This window comes from Mesorhizobium sp. M6A.T.Cr.TU.014.01.1.1 (assembly GCF_004022765.1).
Classification (GTDB): domain Bacteria; phylum Pseudomonadota; class Alphaproteobacteria; order Rhizobiales; family Rhizobiaceae; genus Mesorhizobium; species Mesorhizobium mediterraneum.
In genome coordinates, this window is sequence record NZ_RZPG01000006.1 from 259,949 (window position 1) to 281,469 (window position 21,521).

At 62.5% G+C, this 21,521-nt stretch carries 20 protein-coding genes and 2 pseudogenes; 9 read left to right on the top strand and 13 right to left on the bottom strand.

Annotated elements, in window-relative coordinates:
- Positions 1 to 492: 492 nt before the first annotated feature.
- The gene (locus tag EN885_RS09495; RefSeq protein ID WP_128241309.1) at positions 493 to 1,389 is read right to left on the bottom strand and encodes a LysR family transcriptional regulator; all 897 of its coding nucleotides are present in this window, start codon (positions 1,387 to 1,389) and stop codon (positions 493 to 495) included.
- A 268-nt stretch (positions 1,390 to 1,657) separates the two neighbouring features.
- Between EN885_RS09495 and EN885_RS09500 the strand changes: the two are divergent.
- From EN885_RS09500 to EN885_RS09530, 6 genes and pseudogenes are all read left to right on the top strand, one after another.
- Positions 1,658 to 2,391, top strand: a pseudogene (locus EN885_RS09500) (SDR family oxidoreductase).
- 127 nt (positions 2,392 to 2,518) lie between these two features.
- Entirely contained in the window at positions 2,519 to 3,148 is a 630-nt protein-coding gene (locus EN885_RS09505; protein ID WP_281035128.1) for an NADPH-dependent F420 reductase, read from the top strand.
- A 235-nt stretch (positions 3,149 to 3,383) separates the two neighbouring features.
- Positions 3,384 to 3,887 (top strand): SRPBCC domain-containing protein, encoded by a 504-nt coding sequence (locus EN885_RS09515; protein ID WP_095483601.1) that lies wholly within the window; start codon positions 3,384 to 3,386, stop codon positions 3,885 to 3,887.
- Positions 3,888 to 4,084: 197 nt separating this feature from the next.
- Complete coding sequence (locus tag EN885_RS09520) at positions 4,085 to 4,843, top strand: SDR family oxidoreductase (RefSeq protein WP_245493040.1); 759 nt, start codon at positions 4,085 to 4,087, stop codon at positions 4,841 to 4,843.
- A gap of 10 nt (positions 4,844 to 4,853) precedes the next feature.
- Positions 4,854 to 4,987: pseudogene (locus tag EN885_RS34145) on the top strand (alpha/beta hydrolase); the annotation flags it as partial.
- A 792-nt stretch (positions 4,988 to 5,779) separates the two neighbouring features.
- Positions 5,780 to 6,151 (top strand): AlpA family phage regulatory protein, encoded by a 372-nt coding sequence (locus EN885_RS09530; protein ID WP_126103606.1) that lies wholly within the window; start codon positions 5,780 to 5,782, stop codon positions 6,149 to 6,151.
- Between the two features lie 34 nt (positions 6,152 to 6,185).
- On the opposite strand, the gene EN885_RS09535 is transcribed toward EN885_RS09530, so the two are convergent.
- The 5 genes from EN885_RS09535 to EN885_RS09555 all read right to left on the bottom strand — a co-directional run bounded on the left by EN885_RS09535 (position 6,186) and on the right by EN885_RS09555 (position 10,240).
- Positions 6,186 to 6,524: a hypothetical protein gene (locus EN885_RS09535; protein ID WP_095483598.1), complete on the bottom strand. Its 339-nt coding sequence runs from the start codon at positions 6,522 to 6,524 to the stop codon at positions 6,186 to 6,188.
- Between the two features lie 10 nt (positions 6,525 to 6,534).
- On the bottom strand, positions 6,535 to 7,644 hold the full coding sequence (locus EN885_RS09540; RefSeq protein ID WP_127289296.1) for an epoxide hydrolase family protein: 1,110 nt from the start codon (positions 7,642 to 7,644) through the stop codon (positions 6,535 to 6,537).
- Between the two features lie 259 nt (positions 7,645 to 7,903).
- Positions 7,904 to 8,524 carry an NAD(P)-binding domain-containing protein gene (locus tag EN885_RS09545; RefSeq protein WP_027152442.1) on the bottom strand — a complete coding sequence of 207 codons (621 nt, stop codon included), beginning with the start codon at positions 8,522 to 8,524 and terminating at the stop codon, positions 7,904 to 7,906.
- A 74-nt stretch (positions 8,525 to 8,598) separates the two neighbouring features.
- Positions 8,599 to 9,552 carry an SDR family oxidoreductase gene (locus EN885_RS09550; protein ID WP_128241311.1) on the bottom strand — a complete coding sequence of 318 codons (954 nt, stop codon included), beginning with the start codon at positions 9,550 to 9,552 and terminating at the stop codon, positions 8,599 to 8,601.
- Between the two features lie 46 nt (positions 9,553 to 9,598).
- The gene (locus EN885_RS09555) at positions 9,599 to 10,240 is read right to left on the bottom strand and encodes an NADPH-dependent F420 reductase (RefSeq protein WP_348627362.1); all 642 of its coding nucleotides are present in this window, start codon (positions 10,238 to 10,240) and stop codon (positions 9,599 to 9,601) included.
- Positions 10,241 to 10,374: 134 nt separating this feature from the next.
- Here EN885_RS09555 and EN885_RS09560 point away from each other — a divergent pair, with 134 nt between their 5' ends.
- A complete protein-coding gene (locus EN885_RS09560) occupies positions 10,375 to 10,962 on the top strand; it encodes a TetR/AcrR family transcriptional regulator (protein ID WP_128241312.1) in 588 nt (195 codons plus the stop codon).
- Positions 10,963 to 11,095: 133 nt separating this feature from the next.
- Here EN885_RS09560 and EN885_RS09565 read toward each other — a convergent pair whose 3' ends face one another.
- Entirely contained in the window at positions 11,096 to 11,695 is a 600-nt protein-coding gene (locus EN885_RS09565; RefSeq protein WP_128241313.1) for an NADPH-dependent F420 reductase, read from the bottom strand.
- A gap of 72 nt (positions 11,696 to 11,767) precedes the next feature.
- Positions 11,768 to 12,502, bottom strand: a complete 735-nt coding sequence (locus EN885_RS09570; protein ID WP_095483593.1) for an SDR family oxidoreductase — start codon at positions 12,500 to 12,502, stop codon at positions 11,768 to 11,770.
- Positions 12,503 to 12,730: 228 nt separating this feature from the next.
- Between EN885_RS09570 and EN885_RS09575 the strand changes: the two genes are divergently transcribed.
- On the top strand, positions 12,731 to 13,624 hold the full coding sequence (locus tag EN885_RS09575; protein WP_128241314.1) for a LysR family transcriptional regulator: 894 nt from the start codon (positions 12,731 to 12,733) through the stop codon (positions 13,622 to 13,624).
- A gap of 440 nt (positions 13,625 to 14,064) precedes the next feature.
- Here EN885_RS09575 and guaA read toward each other — a convergent pair whose 3' ends face one another.
- The 4 genes from guaA to EN885_RS09595 form a co-directional block, all read right to left on the bottom strand.
- Complete coding sequence (gene guaA / locus EN885_RS09580; RefSeq protein WP_128241315.1) at positions 14,065 to 15,627, bottom strand: glutamine-hydrolyzing GMP synthase; 1,563 nt, start codon at positions 15,625 to 15,627, stop codon at positions 14,065 to 14,067.
- 53 nt (positions 15,628 to 15,680) lie between these two features.
- Positions 15,681 to 16,346, bottom strand: coding sequence for a 5'-methylthioadenosine/S-adenosylhomocysteine nucleosidase (locus EN885_RS09585; protein ID WP_126107241.1), 666 nt, complete (start codon positions 16,344 to 16,346; stop codon positions 15,681 to 15,683).
- Positions 16,347 to 16,350: 4 nt separating this feature from the next.
- Entirely contained in the window at positions 16,351 to 16,809 is a 459-nt protein-coding gene (locus tag EN885_RS09590) for a PaaI family thioesterase (protein ID WP_126103611.1), read from the bottom strand.
- A gap of 97 nt (positions 16,810 to 16,906) precedes the next feature.
- Complete coding sequence (locus tag EN885_RS09595) at positions 16,907 to 18,196, bottom strand: RsmB/NOP family class I SAM-dependent RNA methyltransferase (RefSeq protein WP_126103612.1); 1,290 nt, start codon at positions 18,194 to 18,196, stop codon at positions 16,907 to 16,909.
- 337 nt (positions 18,197 to 18,533) lie between these two features.
- Between EN885_RS09595 and EN885_RS09600 the strand changes: the two genes are divergently transcribed.
- Complete coding sequence (locus EN885_RS09600) at positions 18,534 to 19,211, top strand: aquaporin (RefSeq protein ID WP_095483588.1); 678 nt, start codon at positions 18,534 to 18,536, stop codon at positions 19,209 to 19,211.
- Between the two features lie 77 nt (positions 19,212 to 19,288).
- On the opposite strand, the gene katG is transcribed toward EN885_RS09600, so the two are convergent.
- Entirely contained in the window at positions 19,289 to 21,490 is a 2,202-nt protein-coding gene (gene katG / locus EN885_RS09605) for a catalase/peroxidase HPI (protein ID WP_128241316.1), read from the bottom strand.
- Positions 21,491 to 21,521 lie beyond the last annotated feature (31 nt).

Genomic DNA, 21,521 nt, shown 5'->3' on the forward strand with positions numbered 1-21,521 from the left:
ATCAGCTTTCAGCAGCTCCGAAAAACAAGAACGCTAAGAACAGCCGAGATGCGGACGGAACGGAGCTTAAAGTCCGCCGAACCTACACTATCGCCGCCGATTCCCCCTACTCCCACTCGATTGTTCTGAAGCAGAACGCATTGACCCATCGAGGAAAATCTTTCCGCTGACGATGAAGAACCGTATCCCGGATCCGTCAGAAATTCTCGCTCTTGAATTCAAAGGAGAATTTCGGCGATCCGCGATTTGCTCGGTTTCACAGACTATCGATATCGGTTGGTCTATTCTCCTCGGAGTCCTCCGCAAAAGCGGCGTCTCCAGCCTGGCAAAAAAACCGTCAGCGATGATGAAGTCCGTCGTCCGTCGGTAGTGTGGCCCTCGCGCCGGTTGCGATACGGCGCTCCATTCGCGGATTGAACGACGCCGCTTCAAGCGATCGCAGCTCGGCTTCCGACCGGACTACGGCAAGCGTCGCCGGCGACCTGCCGGGCGTCAGTCGCGCGATATGGACAGCCCCGTGAGAAGCGGAGCGTACGCGGCGAGCCTGCGGGATACGAACTCCGTGAAGAGCCGCACGCGCTTCGTCTTGCGTGTTTCCCCCTGTGTGAGAAGCCAGAGCGTTCCGTACATGTGCAGGTCTGTGCCCGGCACCCTCACCAGCAGGGGGTCGGCATCTCCGACGAAGCACGGCAGTGTCGTGATCCCGAGGCCCTGCCGCACAGCAACGATCTGCGCGTCGGCGCCCGTAGTCCTGAACGGAACCTCCGTGGTGCGAACCTCACCCTCGCTGGCCCAATCCGGAATTCCATGCATGCTTATGACGATCCACCGGATGGGATCAAGCGCGCCCGCACGCCATGCGGCTAGTCTATCCCGGGACATGTAGACGCCGCCGAACACCTCCGGTCCCTTCAGTCCGTGAAGATTGAGCGGCAGGGTTTTGCGGTCGTAGACGACGCGGATCGCCACGTCGGCCTCTCGGTTGGTCAGATTTGCCAGCTCGCCGGACGACACGATTTCCATCTCGATGTCCGGATGCAGACGCGCGAAATCGGCGAAGTCCGGCATGAGCAGGTGTGTCGCAAGGGTCGGAGCCAACGTCACCCGCAGAAGCCCGCGCACGCTCTGGTCGCGACCGAAGACGCGCGTCTCCAACTGGTGCGACGACGCTTCCATCTGGTTCGCGAGCTCGAGGACCTCCTCGCCCGCAGCCGTCAGGCGGTAGCCCGAAGGCAGCTTTTCGAACATCTGCGCCCCGAGGCGTTCCTCGAGCTGAGCGATGCGTCGCAGCACGGTCGAGTGATACACCCCGAGGCGCTCGGCGGCAGCCCGCACTGAGCCTCCGCGCGCGACGGCAAGAAAGTAGCGAATGTCATCCCAGTCGATCATGGTGCAATCCGGCACCGCGCGGTGCGCCTTCCAAAGTCTGTATCTAACACATCGAACAGCAATACAGGCGGTCATCATAGCCTATGTCGACGAGCGCGACCCAATTGCGAAAAGCGGACACCGATCGTCGCGGCTGGCGTCGGTCGTCCAGCCGGATCGATTTTGCACCACCGATGTGCGCGCTTCCGCACTCAACAACTGACGCCGGCGGACCCATTTCGAGGGTCTCGGAGGCAGATGCTGTCCCGACACCACGACAGGAGAAGTCATGGGAAAGCTTGACGGTAAGGTTGCAGTCATCACGGGTGGATCGAGCGGCTTGGCGCTGGCGAGCGCCAAGCGGTTCGTTGAAGAAGGCGCCTATGTTTTCATCACGGGCCGGAGGCAGGAGGCGCTGGACGAAGCCGTCAAGCTGATCGGCCGGAACGTGACCGGCGTGCGCGGCGACGCGTCCAATCTCGACGACCTCGACCGCCTGTTCGATACAGTCAAGCGGGAAAAGGGCAAGATCGACGTCCTGTACGCGAGCGCCGGCACGGGCGAAGCCGTCCCACTGGGCGAGATTACCGAGCAGCATTTCGATGCGACCTTCGGCCTGAATACGCGTGGCACGCTGTTTACGGTTCAGAAGGCGTTGCCGCTGTTCAACGATGGCGGATCGATCTTCATGACCGGGTCAGTTGCTTCGATCAAAGGTTTTCCTGGTTACAGCGTGTATGCGGCGAGCAAGGCGGCGCTGCACGCATTCGCGCGCGGGTGGCTCAACGAGCTGAAGGGCAGGAATATTCGGGTGAACGTGCTGCACCCGGGGCCGATCGCCACACCGATGCAGGACCAAGTTCTCACCGAGGAGGCGAAGCAGATGTTCGAATCCCTGATCCCGCGGGAAGGATGGGTCGTCCTGAGGAAATTGCGGCGGTCGCGCTGTTTCTTGCTTCAGACGATTCGAGCTTCGTGAATGGGGTGGAGTTGTCTGTCGACGGCGGCTTCTCGGCTATCTGAAATCGCGCCGGATCGCGGGAGGCGGCTGACCGGCGGGAACTAGCGTGTCCATGGTTCACGACACGACGTCTACGCAAAGGTCGCCACACAGCAGAACGGATAACCCAGCGCCGTTGAAGGCCGGGGAATCAATACCAACACGGATCGGAGAAGTATTATGAGCTACGCAATTGTAGGATTCGGTAAGGTAGGCCAGGCCCTCGCCCACGCCTTTGCCCGTAAAAACATCAAGGTGACCGTCGCGAGCCGCCGTCCGCCCGAGGCGTTGGCGCCGCAAGCTCGGGCGATCGGACCCACGGTCGTCGCCAAGTCGCTGCGGGATGCGCTTGAGGCCGACACAATCATCTTGGCGGTCCCGTTCGGGGAGCATCGCGAGGTTGCGAAGGCCCTGCCGAGCTGGGAAGGCAAGACAGTCATCGACGCGACGAACATGTTTCCAGTCCCTGAAGAGCTGGACGGCCTCCCGTCCTCCGCCGTCATCGCGAAAGCGTTCACCGGCGCCAAGCTCGTGAAAGGTTTCAATCACCTGATTGCGGCCACCCTGGCTACCGATCCGCTCGTCGAGGGCGGCCACCGGGTCGTCTTTCTGACGAGCGACGACGAGGACGCGATCGCTCCCGTGGCGACCTTGGCCAAACAACTCGGGTTCGCACCCGTCAAGCTGGGAAAGCTCAACGAGGGTGGCGCGCTGGTGCACGCACGCGGCCGCACTTGGGGCCAGCTCATCTTCCAGGATTTGTTCAAGAAGGAGCCGTAATCAATCTACGACCGTGCGATCGGCGCCGAGAACTGGTCGCGCGCGCCAATTTCTTCGAGCAGCGCGCGACCGAATATTTGAACGCCACAAAGTCGCGAAGGTTAGGCTGGGCCTGACGGCGTATGGGCCGGTTAGCCTCGGCAAGATCGCGGAAGGCGGTCAGCTAGTGCAGGCGCGGGACAAGAGCTGGGCGCCATTGATCTTCCAGGACCTGTTCAAAAAGGACAAATGAACCATGTACGACCATGTAATCTGGCCGGAGCGGTATGACCCCAGAACGTCGGCCATCTATGCGCTGAACGACATCGACGTTAAGGCGCCGCCTGAAGTGGTCTGGAAGCTGCTCGTCGATGCCGAGAATTGGCTGAGCTACTTTCCTGCCGAAGACCAGGTCAAGATCCTGACAGGTGAGGCGGAACTGGCGCTCGGAACCACGTACAGTCGAGTCACCGTCGGATTCCCGATGAGCCTTGTCGTGACCGAGTTCGAGCCCTTGCGCCGGCTCGCTTGGGCGACGACAGTCGACGGCGATGAGACCGGCTCGAGCGCATATCACGGCTGGGTTATCACGCCGACTAACGATGGCTGCCATGTCCTGACCGAGGAGACGCAACAGGGAGCCTGGTTTCTGGACCTTCTCGGGCACAAGCATCCCGGCGCGCTCTACCGCTATCACCAGGAGTGGGTCGAAAGCCTCGCCCGCGCAGCGGAAGCTGAAGCAGCAAAGAAAGCGAGCTGACGCCCCTGTCCTGGCGCTATCCACGCTTCCCAACGCTGCCTTCGTCCGGATGTTGCCCGTACTCGACGGGCGACAATCTGCGCTTCCAGCCTGGATCAGTGGATCGATCGCCTTGTTCACCTATAATTTGGAGATGAAATAACATGAATATCGAACTGAAGGGCCGCAAGGCGATCGTTACGGGGTGAACGGCAGGCATCGGCCGTGCTACCGCGGAGGGACTAGCCCGTGCCGGCGCATCGGTCGTCATCAACGGCCGTGGATACGTCCGGATTGACGAGGCGGTACGGCAGATGCGACAGGCCTTTCCCGGAAGCGACATCTCGGGTATCGCCGCCGATCTTGCGACAACGGAGGGTGCCGAAGCCTTGATCGCGCAGGCGCCGGACGCCGATATCCTTGTGAACAACGTGGGCACGGCTCACATCCGGGGCTACAGTGGCGTCGAGGACATCGCGAAGATCCCCGACGAGGACTGGCTTGGTCTCTTCCAGTTGAATGTAATGAGTGGCGTGCGCGTGACCCGTCATTATCTGCCGCGGATGGTGGCGAAAGGCTGGGGCCGCGTCGTGTTTGTAAGTAGCGAGTCCGCAGTCAACATCCCTAAGGAAATGCTTGACTACGGCATGACTAAGACAGCTCAACTCGCGATCTCGCGCGGGCTTGCCGAGGCGGTCGCGGGCACGGGCGTCACCGTCAACGCCGTCCTGCCGGGACCCACCCGCTCTGAGATCCTGGGCGACTTCATGGCGAAGCAGGCTGACGCAAATGGGATCACGCTTCAGGAAGCCGAGCAGGGCTTCCTGAAGGCGATGCGTCCGACCACCCTCATCCAACGCTTCGCGACCACCGATGAGGTCGCCAACATGATCATCTACGCATGCTCGGAGCAGGCTTCGGCGACAACCGGCGCGGCTTTACGGGTGGATGGCGGCGTGGTCCGTTTCGTCGCGTAGCAGGACGCTCGCCGACTTAGGTCCGCCGTCGGCCAAGCTGCTGAAGAACGGCACGCCGAAGGTCTACAAGAATCTGCCGCACGGCAGCCCACGACCCACGCAGACATCATCAAGGCGGACCTGCTGGCCTTCTTTAAGGCCTGATGCCGCGGTTGCCGACTTCAACGTTCGCCGCGGATTTTGTGCCAGCATCTGCGGGCAAGCGGCATTGGCTGGTACAGCACGACGGTCGGCGTCATGCAGCTCGTCGCCAGCCTCATTGCGGGAGCACTCTGGAACTACGGGGGCACGAGAGCGTATTCAGCTATGGCGCCCTTTTCGCTGTGCTCGGCGGCCTTGTGCTCGTCTCGTTGGTCTCGACCGGGCTTAGACCCTGATACAAATCCCCGGAACATGAGGTCTATTGTCCGAGGATTTTTATCGGCGCTCCAATCCCAATCCGAAGCATGTGCCGTGAACGGCGCGGTGTATCGATCCCCTTGAACATCTCGACACACAATCGCAAGGTCTATCGCCGATCTGCAAAACTGCTGCTCGTTCTTGCAGAATCGCCCGCGAACTATCGCCCACTATCGGGGACCAACAATTTCCGAATGTATCCGACAGTACTCCAATCTACTCCACGGTACTTCACTCCCACTCGATCGTTCGGCCCTATGCTAACTAATTGAATTTTCCCAAGAAAATATTTTTTCGGTCCAAATACTACCGGCCTAGGACCCGTCAGGATCCTACCGTTCTGATTTAGTTGGCGAATTTTGGCCAACCCCCACGAGCGATCTATCGACTACTATTGGCTCTCGGCCTGCCTTTCCAGGCCTGACATTCGAAACGTGAGCACACCCAAAAGTACCGTCAGGTTCCCGACCAACGATAGCTACGCGACCAGGCAAAGCCGCAGCGGCATCAAACATCCTTCAACCACGGAGGATAAACATGACCAAGAAGCCAGATCGCGTTCGCATCCTGACGATACCGTATCAGGATTACGACGACAAAGACCCGGTGGGATATTCCGGTCCCGCCACCGTGCTGACCGGGCTACCACGAAACATCCGACGGAATGAGCTCCGGCTCATCGTACCGCTCGCCGACAGCACGATCTATGAAATGGAAAAACGCGAGGAATTCCCTCGCCGCTTCAATCTCACGCCGCGATGCATCGTGTGGGACCTGGAGGAGGTCGAAGCGTGGCTGGAGCAGCGCCGCCAGACCTGTCTTGAGGGCCGAGCGAAGATCGCGCCCGGGCCGGATGTCCATCAGCGCAAAGCCCGGCCGGTCAAACAGACTGATAGGTCATCGGACTAAGACTGAAGCCATCGCATCCCATGGATGCGATGGCTTATCGTTGCAGACCGTTGGCATCGTCAGTTGGTGCGAAGGCTTCCATTTCCGCCGCCTCAGCGGCAATCGTCGCGAGTTGCAGTTGGGCGTCCATCTTCTTCAGCCGCGGTCGGGCCCATTCGATGAAAGCATGAAAGGCGGACGCTTCCTCGGAGACGGGGTCAGCGGGAAGCGTCGTCAGAAACGTCCGTAGTCGATCACGCGGCTCTGCCTGCGCGAGCTTGCGATCGAGATATTCCACCCGCTGTTCTTCGAGCTTGGCCAGCCGCGCCTGCTCGGCACACCGCTGGCGGGCAATCTCCACGAGCCGTGCCCGCTCGTGAGTGAAGCGGAACACGCTTGTTCGTTCAGATCGCGGCGAGCGCGATCTTTCGCAAATCGTCGGCGTAGAGTTCCGGCGTTTCCCAGGCCGGAAAATGCCCGCCACGCGGAAAGACGGTGTAGCTCCGCACATTGTAGAGCCGCTCGGCCCGCTCGCGCGGCGCGAGCGTCAGATCATGTGGCCACATAGCGACGGCGGTGGGGACATGCACGAAGTCATCTGCCCGCAGCGGCGGCCGCAGCCGGGCGGCGTCGTAATAGTAGCGGACAGACGACCCGATCGTGTTGGTCATCCAGTAGATCGTCAGAGTGTCAGTCAAGGCTTCGAGTGGCCAGACAGAGAGGATGTCGCCATCGCAGTCCGTCCAGGCCCGAAATTTCTCGACAATCCACGAGGCGAGGCCAACAGGACTGTCGGCAAGCCCAAAGGCGAGAGTTTGTGGCCTCGAGCTCTGGATCGCCTGATAGCCCCCTTCCTCCCGGCTCCACAGTTGGAGGCGCTCGTCATAGTCGATCTCGGCTTTCGACAGGGGCGACGCATCTTCTGGAATCGGCTTTAGCGCGACCGCCGAGACATGCAGAGCCAGCAAACGCGCCGCATGCCGAAGGGCTATCCGGGTGGCAAGGCCGGAGCCGATGTCAGTCCCGGCCACGACGAACCGCCCATAGCCCAGCATCGTCATTAGCTTCGGATAAAGGTCACTGGGCTCCGCCTCGTAGGGCCGGGTTGGCCTGTCCGAGTAGCCGAAGCCGGGCATGGTGGGGATCACGACATCGAATGCCGGCGTTCCCTGGGTAAGCAGCGGCGCTATGCGCTGAAACTCCACGAAGCTGGACGGCCACCCGTTCATCAGCAGTAGCGGGATAGATCCACTTTGTCCGCTGCGAAAATGCAGAAAGTGTATGCCATGGCCGTCGACCGTCGTCCAGAAATGGGGAAGCTGGTTAAGCCGGTCTCGCCGCTGCGCCCAGTCATAGCCGTCACGCCAGAAATCGATGAACTGGTTGAGGACGCCGCGCTCGGTTCCCATGGTCCAGTCGTCAGTTACTGCGTCGGCCCAACGCGTCCGTGCGAGGCGGCTACGAAGGTCAGCGGCCTGGTCCGCATCATAGGGAATCTGGAAGGGAGTGATCATGATCGATTCCTTGGCTGTAGTGCAGCAGAAGACCGGCCGACCGGTCTAATTCGAATTGACCTCCGATGTGCGCTTCAGCCTATTAGCATGGCTCGAACGTCGGGCGGTGCTATTGCCGAGTATGTGTTTCCGAGCCGCATTGACCATGCGAACCACATGGCACCCGACAGTACGCCCGACTCATCGGGTGACGACAGCCATCGGATGACTTGCTTCCAGTGGTGTTGCGGATCTGCCGGTGAGGGCTGATGTCGGTGATTCAGCCGATATCGACGTTCATGGCGAAGTCCCAGGTGCCAGCGCCGTTTTTGGCGAGGCCAATCATCATCAAACCGAGCGCCTCCAGCGTCTGGGCCATGTGCAAGCCGCCCACGTCGAGCGGACGCAGCCCGAGACTTTCGAGGAACGTCGAGACGCGCGCTTTCGCCTCCGCATCGTCGGCTGCGATGAAAGCGTCGAGGCGTCCACCCTTCGCAAGCACGTGACCAAAGATCGTGTTGAACGCCTTCACAACATGCGCGCCGGCGGGGAGGCCCTTTGCGGTCTCCTGCGCGCCAGAACTGCCGTGGGGCGTGACGAGGCCCGAGAGGTCGGGGGCAACCGGGTTGGCGATGTCGACGATCACCTTGCCATCGAGCGCTTTCCCAAAGTCGGCCACCGCCGCCGCTGCACCGCTGTACGGCACGGCGAGGATGACGATGTCGCCCGCGGGGGCGGCTCCGTATGTCCCAGTGGTCGCTCCGGCTCCAAGTTGGTCGGCGAGCGCCCGCGCCTTGGCGGGGTCGCGGCCGACCACCTCGACAGTGTGTCCAGCCTTGGCGACACGGCCGGCAATCGCCGTGGCCATAGTTCCAGAGCCAATGATGCTGATAATGCTCATGTGCAGTCTCCTATTGAGATGGGGTTATTGCTGGTGGTCTCTAGACGGGGGATCCCGTTTATTGGTTTGACGAATTACGGGATCGCGATACAGCCCGCCGGGAAGTAATGGCCGTTGTCGAGGTCCTCGATCAGGCCCGGCTGAACTGGATCCCAGCCGAGAGTCTGGCGGGTGATGGCGTTGGACGCCGGAAGGTTCAGCGTGACCAAATTCGCGAGAAAGCCGAAGAAGCCAGGCAACATCAGTACGTCCGCAGGGATGGGCACGGCGGGTACGCCCATACGGCTGCCAATGGCCTCAGCGATCTCGCGGAACCGGATGCCGTCGCGCTCAATCCCGTGCCAATATTTGCCAGCCGGCCCCTTCTCCAGCGCCAGGCGGAACAGGGAGGCCAAGTCGCGGGCATGCACAGCCGGCCAGAGGTTCGCGCCGTCTCCGGGGTAACCGATAACGCCCTTCTCCTTCGCGAGACCGATCAGCAGCTGGAGGAAGCCGGCATCGGTCGTGCTGTGCGCGATGGGAGGAATTCGGACGACCGAAGACCGCACGCCCCGTCCCGCTAAGCCGATCACGGCGAGTTCCACGGCGTTACGAACCCGCAGGGTGCCCTTGTATGCATCGCCGCCGGGAAGAGCCGGATCTTCCTCGGTGGCTGGCCGGCCCAGGTTTTCCCACCCCGGCGAGCCGATGCTCCCCGAGACGACGAGCGGCTTTCCGGTCCCCGCCAGCGCCTCGCCGTAGGCGAGCATGATCTGGAGTTCCGCGGCGGCCACGGCGTCGATCCCGCCAGAGGGCAGCAGGTCTTGCCGGTGCGCGACGTGGATGACGCCGTCGGACTCCGCCGCCGCGGCCTTGAGCCCGTCGAGGTCGGTGATATCCCCGCGACGTGCCTTGGCGCCGAGCGCCGACACCGCAGTCGCGGATGTGTCCGATCGGGCCAGGCCAATGACCTCATGTCCGGCCGCGATGAGCTCGGGGATGATATACGAACCGATATGGCCGGTCCCGCCAGTAACTAAAACGCGCATACTGCTGCTCCTTGGGTAATGTGATGCGAGACGTGGTGCCGTGGGCTCAGCCGAGGAGGCTGACGCGGATTGAGAAGTTGGTGTGTTTGATGGAGTGGGTCATGAGGCCCAGCCACAGCATGCAGGCGTGCTCTAACGTCCGCGCCATAATCAGCCGCCCGGTATCCATCGGACGTAGTCCGAGGCTGTCGATGAACGCCGAGACGCGCGCCTTCGCCTGAGAGTCGTCCCCGGCGATGAACACGTCCAATGGATGGCCCCCGATTGGACCGACAGCCAGGACCTGGGCGTTCTGGGTGTTGAACGCCTTGACGATAGTGGCATTGGCAGGAGCAACCTTGGCGATCTCCTGCGCGCCGAAACTGTCTTCAGGAGTCAAGAAAACCCTGAAGTCGGATTTGATGGGGTTGGTGATGTCGACGAGGAGCTTGCCTGCCAGCTTCTCGCCGTACTGCTTCACCACGTCGAGAACGGCCGAAAAAGGCACCGCCAGGATGACGATGTCCCCGACCGGAGCGGCGCCAAACGTTCCGGTCGTCGCGCCGGCTCCAACCTGCTCGGCCAGCGCCCGCGCCTTGGCGGCGTCGCGACTCATCACCTCGACGCTGTGTCCGGCTTTGGCGGCAAGGCCGCCGATCGCTGCGGCCATACCGCCTGAGCCGATGATGCTGATAGTGCTCATGTTCATTTTCCTCGCGGGGCGGGCAGCGCCTTTGTTGCCATTTGTGCAGACGCACTCTATTTAGTGGTTCACCGATCCGCTTAACAATCGGATCACCGATCCACATATACGGATCACCGATCCGGTTATCAAGGCATCTCATGCGAGCCGACGCAAAAAAAAATTACAACCATATCCTCGCGGTCGCGCGTGACGTCGTCACCGAGCACGGTATCAATGCGTCCATGCGCGATATCGCCCGCCGGGCCGACGTCGGGTTGGCCACGCTGCTGCGTCATTTCCCGACGCGAGAAGCCTTGTTCGAAGCGTTGCTGTGTACGAATCTGGACGCACTGACTCAGAGGGCAGATGAACTCGAAACGTCGAACTCACCTGACGAAGCGCTCATCTCCTGGTTCCAGGAATGGTTGGTGTTCGCCCAAAGCTATAGGGGCGTCGTCGCCATGATGGCCGCCGCCCACACGAACCCGGACTCCGCTCTTTATGCTTCATGCGCTGCGGTGCACTCGGCGAGCGCGCGACTGCTGCTCCGTGCACAGGCCGAGGGCGCGGCGCGGCCCGACATGAATGGGGATGACCTGTTCGCCCTGATGACGGCTCTCGGCTGGGCGGTCGACCAACCCTCATTCGCGCCGCGGTCCGATCATCTCTTTCGCATCATTACGGGCGCCATCTTGGCGAACCCGTCGACCGGATCGGCTTCTGCTGCGCTCGACCGTCAAAACTGAGTATCCATCATACTGCTGACGAGAGGCGGAGCACTTCATCCTTTGCTTCCAGGCGTCACCTCGGCCGCACGCATCGGATCGAGCACGATCCGATGCGTGCATCGTGTCCCTGCCGGTGGGGACGTCATGTTCATCAGTCGAACTTGACCAGGTCCTTGAAGATCAGCCGGCCCCAGCTGTTTCCGCGCGCCTGCACGAGCAGTCCGCCTTCCGAAAGCCCGCCTAGCTTGATCGGCGCGAAGCCGAGATTTTCCGCGAGCGTACCAATCTGCACTGCAGCGCCTTCATCATCGCTCGCGAGGAATATGACTCTCCTGCCACCCTTTACGGCCGGATCCTGGTCAAGGACCGCGGCGACCAAATGGTTGAAGCCCTTGACCAGTCTTCCACCAGAGAACGCCTGCGCAATGAACCTGGAAGAAGGCTGTCCGCCCAGTTGCTCAGGGGGCACGCCATAGGCATTGGTCACATCGACGATGGTCTTCCCCTGCCAGGTGGGAAGTGCCTTCGCGACGTCCGGGTGCGAGTCGAAACGCACGGCCAAAAAGATGATGTCTGCCTTGACCGCTTCCGCCAGCTTTTTGGGAACGATCGTAGGCCCGATCGCGGCCGCATCGGATGCAAAGCTTTCCGGGTCGCGCGTGGTTGCGACGGATACTTCGATGCCCTTGCGGGCAAATGCCTTGGCTAGGGCCTTGCCGATATTGCCGAAGCCGACAATTGCGTAGCTCATATTTATTCTCCTTTATTTTCCCACGCCGGTCGGGCTCCGAGTATCGAACGGAACCCGTCCAGGTGTAGCGCGTCAGAGTTGCGCTAGGCCGCCGTCAACGGCTACCTCGCTGGCGGTCATGAAGCTGCTGTCCGATGAGGCGAGGAAGGCAGCAGCCGCCCCGAGCTCCGTCGGATTGCCCATGCGCTGGAATGCAGTCATCGAGCCGTAGGCCTTCAGGCCCTCCTCGCCCAACGCTTCGGTCGCGAGTTCGGTCGCTATCGCCCCGGGCGACAGCACGTTTACGCGGATGCCGGTGCCCTTCAGATCCTCCGCCCAGGTCCGCGCGAGGTTGCGCACTGCCGCCTTGCTCGCGCTGTAGGCAGTGAATGCCGGGGCGCCCGTGGTGCCTGCGCTCGATCCGGTCAGGATGATCGAGCCGCCTTCGCCCATCAGCGGCAGCGCCTTCTGGATGGTGAAGATCGTACCCTTCACATTGACGTCGAAGGTTTCGTCGATGTGCTCGGCGGTGATCTCGCCGAGCTTAAGCTGGCTTCCTACCCCAGCGTTCGCAAAGACGATGTCGAGGGTTCCACGCTCGGTCTTCACCGCCGCGTAAAGCTTGTCGAGATCGGCCTCATCGGAGACCGAGCCCTGCACCGCGCGGGCATTGGACCCGAGCTCGACGAGGGCGGCGTCGAGCGCATCCTGCCGACGGCCGAAGATGAAGACGAAAGCGCCCTCCTCGATGAAGCGCTTTGCAGCGGCGAGGCCGATGCCGGTGGCGCCTCCGGTGATGACGGCGGTCTTTCCATTCAATCTGGTCATATCGTGTATCCTTCGTTTCGCCATCTCGGGACTTTGGCTGTACGGGAGGTCTTTCCGAGAGGCTCAACATGGCCCTGCCGAAGTCAGCCAGGCAGTGAGCAATCGCACACATCGGTGGTGCGAAAACGATCCGCACCGATAACCAGACGCCGCGATGTTCGCGCAAAATCCGACTCTGTATGTTAGAGTGAGCTTCGGAAGCCTCACTGCGCGGCGCGGGAATGCACCATGATCGACTGGGATGACGTTCGCTACTTTCTCGCCGCCGCGCAAGGAGGCTCAGTGCGGGCCGCCGCCAAACGTCTCGGAGTGAACCACGCGACCGTGCTGCGACGCATCGCCCAGCTCGAGGACCGCCTCGGGGCGCAGATGTTCGAAAAGCTGCCTTCGGGCTACCGCTTAACAGCTGCGGGCGAGGAGGTCCTCGAGTTCGCGGACCAGATGCAAGCGTCGTCGCACCAGCTGGAAACGCGCGTCTTGGGGCGCGATCAAAGCGTGCGCGGGCTTCTGCGGGTGACGCTGCCGGCGCCCCTCGCAGCACACCTGCTAATGCCGAACTTCGCGGATTTCGTACGCCTGCATCCGGACATCGAGATGGAAATCCTGTCGTCCGGCGAGCTGGCAAATCTGACCAACCGAGAGGCCGACGTGGCGATCCGTGTCGTCTATGACCGCGAAGCCTTGCCGCTCAATCTTCACGGTCTGAAGGGACCGGAGCTGTACGGCGGCTTCTACATGTCCGGCGATCGACTGGCCGAGTGGCAGGCGGGCGGGCCGGATCCCAGGTGGATCGCCATAAGTGGTCATGGAGTACCGGACTGGACCCGCCAGGGAGAACTTCGCACGACTGGGACTCCGTTCCGGACTATGGATTTCGAAGCGCAGATCGCGGCGGTCCGGCAAGGTATAGGCATCACGACGCTCCCGTGTTTCGTCGGAGATGCCGATCCCTTATTGGAGAGGGTGCCAGGTACCAACCTACACCTGTATGGACCGATCTGGGTTCTCACTCAGGGGGAGACACGCAAGACGAAGCGCGTGCGGCTCTTCACCGAGTTCGTGTCCCGCAGACTCGCCGCCTACACCCCACTTTTAGCGGGGCTGTCCATATCGCGCGACTGACGCGCAGTAGATCGCGGCGACGCTTGCCGGGTCTTGCTCGTTTAGGGGAAGAATGAGGGTAAATGCGGGAACGTCGGCTTCTGTCGCAAACCGACGTACAACGGTGCAAGCGGGAATGGCTGCAAAGTCCAAGCTGAAAACGTGAGTGTACCGCTTCTCAGGCCGCATGCGGAACGGCCGGTTTCGGGATCGCCGTGCACACTCCTGACCGACGACAACAACGGGGCTCGAAGCAGACCCGCCTTTGTGCACGCTATTCTACGCCAGAGCACTCCCGCCAATGGAAGCGGCTTTACACCATCCTGAAGCGGGCGCAGATCGATCCTGTAGGAAAGAAATGGAGTAGGCGAATTCAATGGAAGTGAAAGACGGATGGGAGCGGCTATTAAGCGGAGGCGAAAAGCACCGCCGAAACTACGCTATTGCCGCCGTTTTTATCCTCACTCCCACTCGATTGTGCCGGGCGGCTTGCTGGTCACGTCGTAGACGACGCGGTTGATGCCGCGCACCTCGTTGATGATGCGGGTGGCGGCGGTGCCTAGGAACGCCATGTCGTAGTGGTAGAAATCCGCGGTCATGCCGTCGACCGAGGTGACGGCGCGCAGCGCGCAAACGAATTCATAGGTGCGGCCATCACCCATCACACCGACGGTCTGCACCGGCAGCAGCACGACGAAAGCCTGCCAGATGGCGTCGTAAAGGCCGGCCTTGCGGATCTCATCGAGATAGATGGCGTCGGCCTCGCGCAGTATCTCCAGCTTTTCGCGAGAGATGCCGCCCGGGCAGCGGATGGCGAGACCAGGACCGGGAAACGGGTGCCGGCCGATGAAGCTGTCGGGCAGGCCGAGCTCCTTGCCGAGCGCCCTCACCTCGTCCTTGAACAGTTCGCGCAGCGGCTCGACCAACTGCATGTTCATGCGCTCAGGCAGGCCGCCGACATTGTGGTGCGACTTGATCGTCACCGAGGGGCCGCCGGTGAAGGAGACGCTTTCGATGACATCGGGATAGAGCGTGCCCTGCGCCAGGAAATCGGCGCCGCCGAGTTTCTCGGCCTCTTCCTCGAACACCTCGATGAACAGCCGGCCGATGGTCTTGCGCTTCTTTTCCGGGTCCGACTCGCCTTCGAGCGCGCCGATAAAACGGTCCGAAGCGTCGACCAGGATGAGCGGCAGATTGTAGTGCTGGCGAAACATCTCCACCACGCCAGCAGCCTCGTCCTTGCGCATCAGCCCGTGGTCGACGAGGATACAGGTAAGCTGATCGCCGACCGCCTCGTGGATCAGGAGTGCTGCGACCGAGGAATCGACGCCGCCCGAAAGCGCGCAGATGACCTTGCCCTTGCCGACCTGCTTACGGATCGTCTCGACCGCGTGCTCGCGGTAGGCGCGCATGGTCCAGTCGCCTTCGATGCCGGCGATCTTGTGGACGAAGTTTTGGAGCAGCCGGGCGCCGTCCGGCGTGTGCACCACTTCGGGGTGGAACATGATGCCGTACATCTTGCGCTCGATATTGCCGAAGATGGCGCAGGGCGAGCCTTCCGATTTTCCGAACACCTCGAAGCCCTTGGGCAAGGAGATGACGCGGTCGCCGTGGCTCATCCACACCTGATGGCGCTGGCCGGGCGCCCACAGGCCCTCGAACAGCGGGCTGTCCTTTTGGATCTCGACGAAGGCGCGACCGAATTCGCGATGGTCGGAGCTTTCGGCGACGCCGCCCATCTGCACGCACATGGCCATCTGGCCATAGCAGATGCCGAGCACCGGCACACCGGCATCGAAGACGATCTGCGGGGCGCGCGGGCTGCCGATGTCGCCGGTCGAGGCCGGGCCGCCGGACAGGATCACCGCCTTCGGCTTGATGCGCTTGAACGCCGCTTCGGCCGACTGGAACGGCACGATCTCGGAAAACACGCCGGCCTCGCGGATGCGCCTGGCGATGAGCTGCGTGAACTGGCTGCCGAAATCGACAATCAGGACGGTGTCGGGATGATTGGCTATCTTCATGGCGAGCGTTTAGAGAAAGAAACGAGTCGGCGCAATGGGCTGAGAGGCGGCTCTCAATCCGATTTCGCGTCCTCATGCGATGGTCCGAATTCCAGCGCGCCGGACCCGATCGCCTGTTCCAGCCGCATGACCGCATCCGCCAGCTTCTCGTCGATGACGTGGAGATACTCCTTCCAGTCGCCGACATGCCTGAGATCGGCAGCCCCGTCGGAAATGCCGCGCAGGCCGACGAGCGGCACGCCGAACAGTTGGCAGGCACGCAGGCAGGCGAAGGTCTCCATGTCGACCATGTCCTGCGCAATCGCATCGTAGGCGCTGCCGGAAATGATCGCCGCGCCGGTCGACAGCGTCGCCTCTCTTATATCAGGAATCCTGAACGGCAGCGGCACGGTCACCGGCAGGTCGAGAAACGGCGTCGCGCCCTTCTCGAACCCCAGTGGCGAGGCGTCGATGTCGCGGTAGGCGACCGAAACGGCCTGGTAGATTTCCGTCTGCTCCAGCGTCCGGCTCCCAGCCGAACCGAGCGACACGACGAGGTCCGGCAGCGCCTTTTCAGACTTCAGCCATGACAGTTCCGCGCCCAGCCTGACACCCGCCTCGACCGGCCCCACCCCTGTCATGACAGGCGTGAAAAGCCGCTGCAGATGCGGACCGTATTCGGCCTGCGCCGCCATCACGAAGAGGACGTCCCTACCCGCAATCCTGACCGCCTTGCGCATCGGATCAGCCTTCGATGCCATCGCGACCGACCACCGTCATCATCGTTCCGGTCATAGTGGCGATCAGCTTGGCCTCGCCGTCGACAGCGAAGGCATAGGCCTGGCCGTCGGCGACGATGATGGTGCGGCCGGGCTTTGTCACCGAGCCGCGGAACAGGAAGCGCTCGCCCCGGCCCGGCGCCAGCAGGTTGACCTTGAACTCGATGGTCAGCACGCCGGAGTTCTCCGGCATCAGCGAGAATGCTGCATAGCCGCAGGCCGAGTCCAGCGCCGTCGAAATGACGCCGGCATGGAGGAAGCCATGCTGCTGGGTCAGCGCCGCCGAATAGGGCATCTCGATCTCGATGATGCCGGGCGTCACCAGCGTCAGCTCGGCGCCGATGGTCATCATGGCGTTCTGCCGCGCGAAGGACGTCCTGACGCGATCCTCATAGTCGGGGGCGGGTACGATCTTTGCAGCCATGGCTTGTCACGCTCCTGTCTGAAAAGCTTATTGCAGAGGCATGAGCGGCAGGCAATCGCTATTGCTGCACTGCAACAATCAAGTCCGCTGGCAAGATTCAGCCGCCCTTGCGTAGCGCGCAGACATAAAACCCATCGGTACCGCTCAGCGCCGGCGACAGCGAAATGCCGCCTGCGGCGCCGATCCGCGCGGCCGCCTCGTGGCCCGGAAAGCGGCTGTCCCAGAGCTGGCGGTGATCGACTGGAATAAAGTCGCTGTTACGATCCTGGAAGGCTGCGACCTGTTCTCCATTCTCCTCGTCGAACACCGAGCAGGTGATATAGACCAGCAGCCCGCCCGGTTTGACGAAGGCGTTGGCCGCGTCGAGGATCGCCGATTGCTCGCCTTTGCGTGCATCGAGCTGTCTCTGCGTCAGCCGCCATTTGGCATCGGGCCGGCGCCGCCAAGTGCCGCTGCCGGTGCACGGTGCGTCGACCAGGACGATATCCATGTGGCCCGAGAGGGTGCTGAGCTCCGTCGGCTTGGTGACGATTTGCACGTTGCGGTTTTCCGAGCGGCGGATGCGGTCGAAGATCGGCGCCAGCCGCGCCTTTTCGACATCATGGGCAAACACCTGGCCGCGATTGTCCATCGCCGCCGACAGTGCCAGCGTCTTGCCGCCGGCGCCGGCGCAAAAGTCGAGGACCTGCATCCCAGCCTCCGCGCCAGCCAGCGTGGCGGCGATCTGCGAGCCTTCGTCCTGAACCTCGAACCAGCCTTTCTGGAAGGCCGGTTCCGCCTGCACGTTCGGATGCCTGCCGTCACCTGCGATCGGCGGGATGCGGATGCCGTGCGGCGCGATCCGTGCAGCCTTGGCATCGGTCTCGGCCAGTTCGGCGAGCACCTTGCTGCGATCGGCCCGCAGCGTGTTGACCCTGAGGTCGAGCGGCGGACGCGTCGCAAGTGCAGCGCCTTCATCGACCCAGCTGGCGCCGAAGGCCCGTTCGAAAAGCGGTTCGCACCAGTCCGGAATGTCGGCGCGCACCGCGGGCGGCGCATCGGCAAGCCTACTATCGGCGACCGCCTTCAGCTCGTCGGCGCTGAGCAGCGGCGGCGCGAATTTGTCGCCGTCGAGCGCTTCGTTCAGCGACTGCGCGGTCTGGTTCCATTCGAGCAGCAGCGCGCCGAAGCCGATGGCGCGCGGCGTGTCCTCGCCCAGCAAAAAGCCGGCCGAGCGCTTCCGGCGCAGCGCGTCATAGACGATGTTGCCGATCGCAGCGCGATCGCCGCCGCCGGCGAAGCGATGCGACAGGCCCCAGTCCTTCAGCGCATCGGCGACCGGTCGGTGCCGCCGGCCGATATCCTCCAGCACTTCGATGGCCGCCGCCAGCCGTCCGCCCAGTCGCATCTTCTTATTCCGTTATTCAGCAAATTACTTCCGCCCTGCTCTAAAGCGCGCGACTGGCGCACACAAGCGGGGAGAGCCTCGGACACCAGATCGAGCGCAGATATGTCGGCACCCACAGCTCTAGCGCACGACCCCGAAAATCGGAATCGATTTTTCGGTAAGGGATCATGCGCAAAATCAAACTGCTACAGCGTCCTTTGCGCGTCCCAAAGGACGCGCGGCGCTGTAGTCGGCGCAATGCTTGTGCTTCCAAACTTTTGAAGTTGCGATACTCTTTCGCTGCGTGATTCGCCAAGAACTGCAAGCGGATCGGCGGGAAAATTACGAGGAGAGGGCAATGAAGACTTATCTGGCGGAAGTTCTAGGAACATTTCTACTGGTGTTCATCGGCACGGCTTCGGTGGTGACGGGCGGCTTCGGCGGCGCGCTGCCGCTCGGCCAGGAAGGCATCGGTCTTGCATTCGGCATCGGCTTGATTGCGGCTGCCTATGCGATCGGCCCGATCTCGGGCGCGCATCTCAACCCGGCGGTGACGCTCGGCGTGTTCCTTGCCGGCCGAATGCAGGCCAAGGACGTCATCCCCTATTGGATCGCGCAGATCATCGGAGCCATCATCGCGTCGCTGGCGCTGTGGATCATCGTCTCCGGACAGGTCGGCGGACACACCGGCGGCTTCGGCGCCAATGGCTGGGATGCGACGAAATGGGGCGTCAGCTCGGCGTTCCTGTGGGAGCTGATCGGAACCTTCACCTTCGTGACGGTGATCCTCGGCGTCACCAGCGGCAGCCACACGACAGCCTTTGCCGGCCTTGTCATCGGCCTGACGCTGGCGGGGCTGCACTTCGCCATCATCCCGGTGACCGGCACGTCGCTCAATCCGGCCCGCTCGATCGGCCCGGCGCTGTTTTCAGGAAGTGTCGCGATTGGCCAGCTCTGGCTGTTCATTGTCGCACCGCTGATCGGCGGCGCCATCGCCGGCGTGGTCGCCAAGACCCGCATCTTCGAGAAAGACTGATTTTCGAAGGCTTCAATACAAAAAGGCGCGGGTCAAGGCCCGCGCCTTTTTGTTAAATTGGAGAATCACTTGCCGCCTCAGCCCCGGGCAAGATCGAAGCGGTCGGCGTTCATCACCTTGGTCCAGGCCGCGACGAAATCCCTAACGAACTTCTGCCCGGCGTCCGCCGACCCGTAGACCTCGGCAAGCGCACGCAACTGCGCGTGCGAGCCGAAGATCAGATCTGCGCGGGTGCCGATCCACTTGACCGCCTTGGTCTTGCGGTCGCGCGCTTCGTAGACTTCATCGGAGCCGGCGGCCGGATCCCAGACCGTGTTCATGCTGAGCAGGTTGACGAAGAAATCGTTGGTCAACGTGCCCGGCCTGTCGGTGAACACCCCGTGCTTCGACTTGCCGGTGTTGGCGCCGAGCACCCGCAACCCGCCGACGAGCACCGTCATCTCGGGCGCCGTCAAGGTCAGCAGCTGCGCCTGATCGACCAGCATCGCTTCGACCGACATCGGCTGCTTGCCCCTGACATAATTGCGGAAGCCATCGACTTTTGGCTCGATCGCGGCAAAGGACTGGACGTCCGTCTGCTCTTGCGAGGCGTCCATGCGGCCTGGCGTGAAAGGCACCTCCACGTCATGGCCGCCGTCCTTGGCGGCCTTCTCGATCGCGGCGACGCCGCCGAGAACGATCAGGTCGGCAAGCGAGACCTTCTTGTCGCCCGTCTGCCCGGCGTTGAACTCGCTCTGGACGCCTTCGAGCTGCGCAAGCACCTTCGACAGTTCGGTCGGCTGATTGACTTCCCAGTCCTTCTGCGGCGCCAGACGGATGCGTGCGCCGTTGGCGCCGCCGCGCTTGTCGGAACCGCGGAACGTCGAGGCCGAGGCCCAGGCGGTCGAGACCAGTTCGGAAACGGACAGGCCAGAGGTCAGTATCTTCGCCTTCAGCGAGGCGATGTCCTGCTCGCTGATCAGTTCGTGATCGACGGCCGGGATAGGGTCCTGCCAGATCAGCTCTTCCTTCGGCACGAGCGGGCCGAGATAGCGGACAACCGGCCCCATGTCGCGATGGGTCAGCTTGAACCAGGCGCGGGCGAAGGCATCGGCGAACTGATCCGGATTCTCGTGGAAACGCCGCGAGATCTTCTCATAGGCCGGGTCGACCCGCAGCGCGAGGTCGGTGGTCAGCATCGCTGGCGCGCGGCGCTTCGACGGATCGTGCGCGTCCGGCACCGAGCCTGTACTGGCGCCGCCCTTCGGCGTCCACTGATGGGCGCCGGCCGGGCTCTTGGTCAGTTCCCATTCGTAGTTGAACAGATTATCGAAGAAGTTGTTGCTCCATTTGGTCGGCGTCGTGGTCCAGGTCACTTCGAGGCCCGAGGTGATGGCGTCGCCGGCAATGCCGGTGGCGTGCTTGCTCGACCAGCCGAGGCCCTGCGCCTCGATGCCGGCGCCTTCCGGCTCCGGCCCCACCAGCGATGCATCGCCGGCGCCGTGGGTCTTGCCGAAGGTGTGACCGCCGGCGATGAGCGCCACAGTTTCCTCGTCGTTCATAGCCATGCGTGCGAAGGTTTCACGGATGTCGCGTGCCGAGGCCAACGGATCGGGCGTGCCATTCGGCCCTTCCGGGTTGACGTAGATCAGCCCCATCTGCACGGCGCCGAGATGGCCCCGAAGTTCGCGGTCGCCGGAATAACGCTCGTCGCCGAGCCACTTGGTTTCCGACCCCCAGTCCACGTCCTGCTCGGGCTCCCAGACATCGGCGCGCCCGCCGGCGAAGCCGAACGTCTTGAAGCCCATCGATTCCAGCGCGACGTTGCCGGTGAGGATCAACAGATCGGCCCAGGAGATCTTCCTGCCGTATTTCTGCTTGATCGGCCACAGCAGCCGGCGTGCCTTGTCGAGATTGGCGTTGTCCGGCCAGCTGTTGAGCGGCGCGAAACGCTGCTGGCCGGCGCCGGCGCCGCCACGGCCATCGCCTATGCGATAGGTGCCGGCGCTGTGCCAGGCCATGCGGATGAAGAGCGGGCCGTAATGGCCGAAATCGGCCGGCCACCAATCTTGCGAATCGGTCATCACCTGGTGCAGGTCCTTGATCACCGCATCGAGATCGAGGCTCTTGAATTCCTCGGCGTAGTCGAAGTTCTCGCCCATCGGATCCGAGAGGCTCGACTGCTGGTGGAGAACGGCAAGGTCAAGCTGGTTTGGCCACCAGTCACGGTTGGTCCTGCCGGCCGATCCATGCGCGACCGGGCATTTTCCCGCGCTCTTGTCATCGGTCTTTGCGTCCATCGTTCTCTCCGATTTGTTGATTTTCCGGACG

Coding starts and splice junctions, on each gene's coding strand:
- EN885_RS09495 (WP_128241309.1), bottom strand. CDS start 1,389: ATGATCGACTGGGATGACATTCGCTACTTTCTTGCCGTCGCGCGCGGA.
- EN885_RS09560 (WP_128241312.1), top strand. CDS start 10,375: ATGCGAGCCGACGCAAAAAAAAATTACAACCATATCCTCGCGGTCGCG.
- guaA (WP_128241315.1), bottom strand. CDS start 15,627: ATGAAGATAGCCAATCATCCCGACACCGTCCTGATTGTCGATTTCGGC.
- EN885_RS09575 (WP_128241314.1), top strand. CDS start 12,731: ATGATCGACTGGGATGACGTTCGCTACTTTCTCGCCGCCGCGCAAGGA.
- EN885_RS09565 (WP_128241313.1), bottom strand. CDS start 11,695: ATGAGCTACGCAATTGTCGGCTTCGGCAATATCGGCAAGGCCCTAGCC.
- EN885_RS09590 (WP_126103611.1), bottom strand. CDS start 16,809: ATGGCTGCAAAGATCGTACCCGCCCCCGACTATGAGGATCGCGTCAGG.
- EN885_RS09555 (WP_348627362.1), bottom strand. CDS start 10,240: ATGAACATGAGCACTATCAGCATCATCGGCTCAGGCGGTATGGCCGCA.
- EN885_RS09550 (WP_128241311.1), bottom strand. CDS start 9,552: ATGCGCGTTTTAGTTACTGGCGGGACCGGCCATATCGGTTCGTATATC.
- EN885_RS09600 (WP_095483588.1), top strand. CDS start 18,534: ATGAAGACTTATCTGGCGGAAGTTCTAGGAACATTTCTACTGGTGTTC.
- EN885_RS09585 (WP_126107241.1), bottom strand. CDS start 16,346: ATGCGCAAGGCGGTCAGGATTGCGGGTAGGGACGTCCTCTTCGTGATG.
- EN885_RS09595 (WP_126103612.1), bottom strand. CDS start 18,196: ATGCGACTGGGCGGACGGCTGGCGGCGGCCATCGAAGTGCTGGAGGAT.
- katG (WP_128241316.1), bottom strand. CDS start 21,490: ATGGACGCAAAGACCGATGACAAGAGCGCGGGAAAATGCCCGGTCGCG.
- EN885_RS09515 (WP_095483601.1), top strand. CDS start 3,384: ATGTACGACCATGTAATCTGGCCGGAGCGGTATGACCCCAGAACGTCG.
- EN885_RS09530 (WP_126103606.1), top strand. CDS start 5,780: ATGACCAAGAAGCCAGATCGCGTTCGCATCCTGACGATACCGTATCAG.
- EN885_RS09545 (WP_027152442.1), bottom strand. CDS start 8,524: ATGAGCATTATCAGCATCATTGGCTCTGGAACTATGGCCACGGCGATT.
- EN885_RS09540 (WP_127289296.1), bottom strand. CDS start 7,644: ATGATCACTCCCTTCCAGATTCCCTATGATGCGGACCAGGCCGCTGAC.
- EN885_RS09570 (WP_095483593.1), bottom strand. CDS start 12,502: ATGACCAGATTGAATGGAAAGACCGCCGTCATCACCGGAGGCGCCACC.